Annotated in this window: 9 protein-coding genes; 3 read left to right on the top strand and 6 right to left on the bottom strand. The window is 73.5% G+C overall.

Translation table 11 applies throughout. The annotated features are described in order from the left end of the window. The 4 genes from DKL51_RS17095 to DKL51_RS17110 all read right to left on the bottom strand — a co-directional run. Nucleotides 1-209, bottom strand: a 209-nt coding sequence (locus DKL51_RS17095; protein WP_124812257.1) for a CPCC family cysteine-rich protein, incomplete at its 3' end; no start/stop codon positions are given. A gap of 54 nt (nucleotides 210-263) precedes the next feature. Then, the gene (locus tag DKL51_RS17100) at nucleotides 264-1,052 is read right to left on the bottom strand and encodes an SAM hydrolase/SAM-dependent halogenase family protein (RefSeq protein WP_109943606.1); all 789 of its coding nucleotides are present in this window, start codon (nucleotides 1,050-1,052) and stop codon (nucleotides 264-266) included. Next, nucleotides 1,049-1,549 (bottom strand): GNAT family N-acetyltransferase, encoded by a 501-nt coding sequence (locus tag DKL51_RS17105; protein WP_109943605.1) that lies wholly within the window; start codon nucleotides 1,547-1,549, stop codon nucleotides 1,049-1,051. The genes DKL51_RS17100 and DKL51_RS17105 overlap by 4 nt, the downstream gene beginning before the upstream one ends. Before the next feature lie 180 nt (nucleotides 1,550-1,729). After that, nucleotides 1,730-2,344: an Lhr family helicase gene (locus DKL51_RS17110; protein ID WP_438819665.1), complete on the bottom strand. Its 615-nt coding sequence runs from the start codon at nucleotides 2,342-2,344 to the stop codon at nucleotides 1,730-1,732. Here DKL51_RS17110 and DKL51_RS17115 point away from each other — a divergent pair. Beyond that, the gene (locus DKL51_RS17115; RefSeq protein WP_124812258.1) at nucleotides 2,343-3,002 is read left to right on the top strand and encodes an alpha/beta hydrolase; all 660 of its coding nucleotides are present in this window, start codon (nucleotides 2,343-2,345) and stop codon (nucleotides 3,000-3,002) included. The genes DKL51_RS17110 and DKL51_RS17115 overlap by 2 nt on opposite strands. 15 nt (nucleotides 3,003-3,017) lie before the next feature. On the opposite strand, the gene DKL51_RS35775 is transcribed toward DKL51_RS17115, so the two are convergent. Continuing rightward, nucleotides 3,018-3,281, bottom strand: a complete 264-nt coding sequence (locus DKL51_RS35775; RefSeq protein WP_207783800.1) for a hypothetical protein — start codon at nucleotides 3,279-3,281, stop codon at nucleotides 3,018-3,020. Between the two features lie 20 nt (nucleotides 3,282-3,301). Here DKL51_RS35775 and DKL51_RS17125 point away from each other — a divergent pair, with 20 nt between their 5' ends. Then, on the top strand, nucleotides 3,302-3,634 hold the full coding sequence (locus DKL51_RS17125) for a YciI family protein (protein ID WP_109944101.1): 333 nt from the start codon (nucleotides 3,302-3,304) through the stop codon (nucleotides 3,632-3,634). Next, nucleotides 3,631-4,851: an RNA polymerase sigma factor gene (locus tag DKL51_RS17130; protein WP_124812259.1), complete on the top strand. Its 1,221-nt coding sequence runs from the start codon at nucleotides 3,631-3,633 to the stop codon at nucleotides 4,849-4,851. Before DKL51_RS17125 ends, DKL51_RS17130 begins: the two co-directional genes overlap by 4 nt. Before the next feature lie 126 nt (nucleotides 4,852-4,977). Here the strand turns inward: DKL51_RS17130 and DKL51_RS17135 are convergent. Beyond that, the coding region (locus DKL51_RS17135) for a hypothetical protein (protein ID WP_221623198.1) at nucleotides 4,978-6,154 on the bottom strand (1,177 nt) is incomplete at its 5' end.

Here is a 6,154-nt window from a genome sequence, read left to right on the forward strand (position 1 = left end):
ATGTCCTGGTAGCGGGGGTGGCTGGCGCCGTAGACCGCGAAGTTGAGCCGGGCGTGGGTGAGGCTCAGGTCGCCGTTCGGGCCGCCGCGGACCATGTCGGCGTCCGTGTCCGACTGGCCGTCATCTGTCCAGAAGCAGACGGGGCAGGTGCCGCCGCCGGTGCGGGACGCGCAGCAGGGGCAGGCCGCGGGAACCCAGAGATCAGCCACCGGAGCAGCATTCCATACTCGACGCCCAGGTAGGAGTGCCTGGCGACCCGATTTTCAGGTGCCGGTGACCGGCAGCAGATCCCCCGGGCGGGCGGCGAGCACGTCGGCCGCCCGGCCGTTGTTGACCGCCACCGCCACCCGTCCCGCCGAGTCGGCGTACGCCACCAGGGCGCCCGCCGGAGCGTCCGCGAACGTCCGCCCGTGCACCGCCTCCAGACCGGCCACCCGAACCCGGGCCGGCAGCCCGTCCAGCAGGTCGGCTGGCGCCGCGAGCTGCACGTTGCCGAAGTGGTCCACAGTCAGCACCTCGGCGGTGAAGCCGTCCGGGGTGCGGTGGACCACCGGCGCCGGGAGTCGGACCAGGGTCTCCGGGTCCACCGCCGGGCCGGCCTCGGCCAGCGGGGCGCCGAGCGCCAGCCGGGCGGCGACCGGGGCGAAGACGTCCCGGCCGTGGAAGGTGCGGGAGACCGTGGGGGCCAGCCACTCCGGGTTGGTCAGCTCCACCGCGGCGGTCACGCCGCCGAGCGCCTCGGCGGCGTCCGGCAGCAGTCCGTTGTCCGGCCCGACCAGCAGCCCGCCGGGGGCGGCCAGGGCGACGCCGCGCCGGGTGGTGCCGACGCCCGGGTCGACCACCGCCACGTGCACGCCGGTCGGCAGGTACGGCACGGTCTGCGCGAGCACCGCCGCGCCCCGGCGTACGTCGGCCGGGGGGATCAGGTGGGTCATGTCGATGACCCGGGCCGCCGGGGCGAGCCGGGCGATCACCCCGTGGCACGCCGCCACGAACCCGTCGGCGAGGCCGTAGTCGGTGGTCAATGAGATCCACGGGACGGTCACCGTCATCGCTCCCTGGTCTCCAGCCGGCGTTCCAGGATCAGTTCGTCGTGCAGCGGGATGTCGTCCGCCCCGAGGTACGGGATGGTCGGCTTCACCTGTCGGGCCCGATCGACCGCGCCCGCGTCGACCGCCACGATCCGCAGCCCCCGGCGCTGGTAGAAGCGCAGCGCCGACAGGTTGTCGTTGGTGGTGACCAGCCAGAGTCGGGCCGCGCCGGCGGACCCGGCGACCGCCTCGGCGGCGGCGAGCAGAGCGCTGCCCGCACCCCGGCCCGGCATGGTGGCGGCGAGACTCACCACCTCCAGCCCGTCGTCGGCGAGCCGGTGCACCAGCGCGCCGACCACCTCGCCCGCCGCGTCGACCGCCACCAGCGTCGGCAGCGTACGCAGGTCGTAGCGAGTGTCGTGGACCACCACGTGCGGGCCGCCCCACTCCCGGTGGTGCAGGGCCGCCACGTCCTGGTGGTCGTGCGGTTCCGCGGGTCGTACCTCGATCGTGCCCATCGCTCGTCCCCGTGCTCCCTCCCGGCCGGCTCACCCTACCCACCTACACCGGCCGACCCGGGTGCGTTTCGTCCTCAAGATCGCACTCGATCCTGGAAACAGTGGCCTCCGTCGCATGCAGATGCCACTCGATCCAGCATCGAGCACGATCTTGCGCGCGCCGGCGCAGGCGCGGCGGGTTCAGCCGCGGAGGCGGAGGCCGCGCGGGGTGGCCCGGAAGCCGGCGGCGGTCAGCGCGTCGCGCAGCGGCGACGAATGGACTGCCTCGCCGTCGGCGCGTTCCACCGAGATCGCACCCAACGCCCCGGAATGCACCGCGTCGGCGAGCGCCTTGCCGGCGGCGGCCAGCGCGTCGGTGTCGTCGGTGAAGGAGAGGATGGTCCGCCCGCCCCGCTCGACATAGAGCACCAGGTCGCCGCCGACCAGCACGACCAGCGCGCCGGCCTTCCGGCCGGCCCGGTGACCGGTCGCCGGGGCCGTCCCGTCACCCGAGTCGACCACCCGTTCCGGCCAGGGCAGCGCCGCGCCGTACGGGTTGGCCGGGTCGGTCGCGGCGAGCACCAGCGTCGGCCCGCCCCGGCCCCGGCTGCCGTCGGCCGGATCGGCGAGGGCGCGAATCCGGTCCACCGCGCCGGGGACCGCGAACTGGGCCGCTCCCAGGCCCTCGACGAAGTAGCCGCGGCGGGCCGCTCCGCGTTCCTCGAGTGCGGACAGCACCGGGTAGACGGCGGCGAAGCCGCCGGTCACCTGCAGCTTCCGCTCCGCGGCGCGCCGCCGGGAGGTCGCCTTCGCCATCTCCTACCCGCCCGGGTACGCCCCGGGCGCGAAGCTGCCCGTCTGCCTGGCCCTGCACGGGTACGCGGCGAGCGCCGGCACCGCCGTGACCGCCGCCCGGTACCCGGAGTTCCTGGCCGGAGCGATGCGGGACGGCGTCGCCCCGTTCGCCCTGGCGGCGCCGGACGGGGGAGACGGGTACTGGCACCCGCACGCCGACGACGACCCGCTCGGCATGCTGGTCGACGAGTTCCTGCCACTGCTCGGCGAGCGGGGCCTGCGTACCGACCGGGTGGCGGTGGCCGGCTGGTCGATGGGCGGGTACGGCGCGCTGCTGGCCGCGCTGACCCACCGCGACCGGTTCCGGGCGGTGGTGGCGACCTCACCGGCGATCTTCCACTCGTACGACGACGCCCGCGGCGTCAACGCCGGCGCGTTCGACAGCGCCGACGAGTGGGCCCGCTACGACGTGACCGCCCGGGCCCGGGAGTTCGCCGGCCTGCCGGTGCGGATCGCGATCGGCGCGGCGGACCCGTTCGCCCCGGCGGTGCGGACGCTGCGGGACCGGCTGCCCGACCCGGGCATGGTGGAGATCGGCAGGGGCTGCCACGACAACGACTACTGGGCCTCGGTCGCCCCGGCGCAGGTACGCGCGATCAGCGCGGCGCTGGCCGCCTGAGGCCGGCCAGCGGCATCACGACCAGCCGGTGATGTGCATGGGCGCGTCGGCTCCGTCGACGGTCGCCTGGTCGAGCGGGAAATAGCCCTGCTGCGGGGTGGTGTCCGCGCGCGTGCGAGCCGGGGACACTTCGGTGGCCGGAATCAGGCCCCAGCCGGTGATGCCCCGCCGCACCGCGCGGCGTACGAAAATCTTCGAAGAAATCTCAGCGGAGCGTGTCGGATCGAGGCAGCGGCGTTCGTAGCAGGGGTGGAAGGCGGCCCGAAGGGGCGGCCACACGACGACAGGAGATGATCCCGATGGCGCAGTACCTGCTTTCCGTTCTCGCCGACACGACTGATCTCGCCACCGCGGAGGAGATGGCAGCGATCGACGTCTTCAACGAACAGCTCCAGGCTGAGGGCCACTGGGTCTTCGCCGGCGGCCTCGCGTCACCCAGCACGGCCACCGTCGTCGACGGCCGGGACGGGGAGGCGGTGTTCACCGACGGGCCGTACGTGGAGTCAAAGGAGTTCATCATCGGCTTCTGGATCATCAACGCACCCGACCTCGACGTGGCGCTTCGGCTAACTGCCGCGGGGTCGAAGAGCTGCAACCGTCGGGTCGAGCTCCGGCCGTTCCTGGGCGAATGACCGACATCGACGAGGTGATCATCCGGGCCCACCGCGAGGAGTGGGCCCGGGTGGTCGCGACCCTGGCCAGGCGCCTCGGGGACCTCGACATCGCCGAGGAGATGGCCGCCGACGCCTTCGCGACCGCCGTCGAGCGTTGGCCGGTTGACGGCGTCCCTCCGAGCCCCGGCGCGTGGCTCACCACCACCGCCCACCGCAAGGCCATCGACCGGATCCGGCGCGAGGCCAGGCGCGAGGAAAAGCACAAGGAGGCGCTGATGCTGTCCGACACCTCCCAACCGCTGGGCGCCATCGACGACGACCGGCTCCGCCTCGTCTTCACCTGCTGCCACCCCGCTCTCGCCATGGAGGTACGGGTTGCGTTGACCCTGCGGATGGTCGGCGGGCTCACGGTGCCCGAGATCGCACGCGCGTTCCTGGTCCAGGAGACCGCCATGGGCCAGCGGATCACCCGCGCGAAGGCGAAGATCAAGGCGGCAAAGATCCCCTATGGCGTGCCGTTACGTGCGGACCTCCCGGCCCGGATTACGGGCGTGCTCGCCGTCCTCTACCTGATCTTCAACGAGGGCTACCTGGCCTCAGACCCCGACAAGGAGGCAGTCCGCAGCGACCTGACCGCCGAGGCGATCCGGCTGACCCGGCTGGTCCGTGCCCTGATGCCGGCGGACGGCGAGGTCGCCGGACTCCTGGCGCTGATGCTCCTGACGGAGGCCCGCCGGGCCGCGCGGGTGTCGGCGAGCGGTGAGCTCGTCGCCCTCGACGAGCAGGACCACGGCGCCTGGGACCGCGAGCTGATCGCCGAGGGCCACGCCCTGGTCCGTGCCCGCCTCGCCTCCGGCCAGGCGCCGGGGCGCTACCAGATCCTCGCCGCGATCAACGCCGTCCACACCGACGCCCGCGACGTCCGTGACACCGACTGGTCGCAGGTCGTCGCGCTCTACGACCAGCTGGTCCGCCTCGACCCCTCGCCGATCGTGCGGCTCAACCGGGCGATCGCCGTCGCCGAGATCGACGGCCCGCAGGTCGCCCTGGCGGAGGTGGACGGTCTGCCGTTGGAGGGCTACCACGCCTTCCACGCCACCCGCGCCGACCTGCTGCGCCGGCTGGGCCGCAGCGACGAGTCGCGGGCGGCGTACGACCGGGCCATCGGGCTGGCCGGCAACACCGCCGAGACGGCGTACCTCATCCGTCGCCGCGACCAGCTGGCCCGCCCGTGAACCGCACCACCCCGGTCACCGCCTCAGCCGCCTACCCAGCAGCGGCAAGGCGACGACGTCGTGCGGCACGGTCCTCATCCCCGCGATCAACGAATGGCTACGACCCTTTTGCAACAGGCCCTTAAATCAGCGCGGGGTGAAGGTAACCGTGTCCGCGACGAGGGCGACCCGGCCGCCCACGGAGAAGTCCACCGGATACGACCGGGTCGTCACCGGCATGGTGTGGGGGGTGAGCTCGAACCGGCCCGGCTGTGCGGTGGTCACCACGAGCTGCTCGCCGAACTGGTCCGCCTCGACCTGCACCGTGGGGTAGGTGACGACCTGGCGGGTGACGGCCGACGCCGGGAGCTGCGGCACGCTCATCTCGTACGGACAGTCGCGCAGCTGGAGCTCGGTGCGCCGGGCGCAGGCGTCCACGTGCTCGCGGACCTGTCGCTCCACCTCGGCGCGACCCGGCTCGAGCAGGGTGGCCCGCAGCGGCACCCGGTCCGTTCGGCCGGCGAACAGCGTCACCGGTTCCATCCGCAGGAAGGGCTGCGCCGGGAGGGTCAATTCGTAGGCGCCGGGAAAGACGAGCACCGGCCGGTGCGTGGTGCGGAAGAGGGCGCCGGCGACGACCGGGGTTCCCATTCCCGTCGGGATCTCCAGCGACAGCAGGGGGTCCGCGATCCGCCACTTCTGCTCCCACCGGCCACCTTCGTACGGGATGAGCCGCAGCTGATGGTGGTACGGGGTGCCGGCCACCGTGTAGGCGACCCGGACGACCCGCGTGCCATTCGCCCGGTTGAACGCGGCGTTGGGGTCGTTCAGGTCGAGGTGTTCGAAGTGAACATCGCGGGGCGGGTGGTAGCTGGCATGTCGAAGGACGCGGCCGTCGAGCAGGAAGGGATCACTCGCCCCGTTGCCGTCGTACCCGGGGGCGACGAGGCCTTTCGCCCGGTCCGCGTCCCGGTCCGCCAGCGCCGCGAAGTACGCCTCGACGGCGTCCTCCGGACTCGACGGCGCCATCACGAGGGCCACCGCCGACCCGACTCCGGCGAGGACGGCGGCGGCCGCGACGCCGACGATGAGACGCCGTCGGTACGCCTTCGGCCACGGCCTGCGGTGTCGCGGCGCGGGCCGCTCGGCGGCCTGCCAGCTCGGGGACGGCCGCACCGCGGGTTCTTGCGGCTGGATCGTCCTCCCCCGCCGTTCCCGTCGCGTGCTCGGCGCCCTCCGCTCCCACCAGGAGCCCGCCCACTCGGCCAGCCGCACCAGACCGACGACCAGGATCACGGACAAGCCGCCCACGATCCCGCCGGTC

The sequence above is a fragment of the Micromonospora globispora genome (genome assembly GCF_003857015.1).
Classification (GTDB): domain Bacteria; phylum Actinomycetota; class Actinomycetes; order Mycobacteriales; family Micromonosporaceae; genus Micromonospora; species Micromonospora globispora.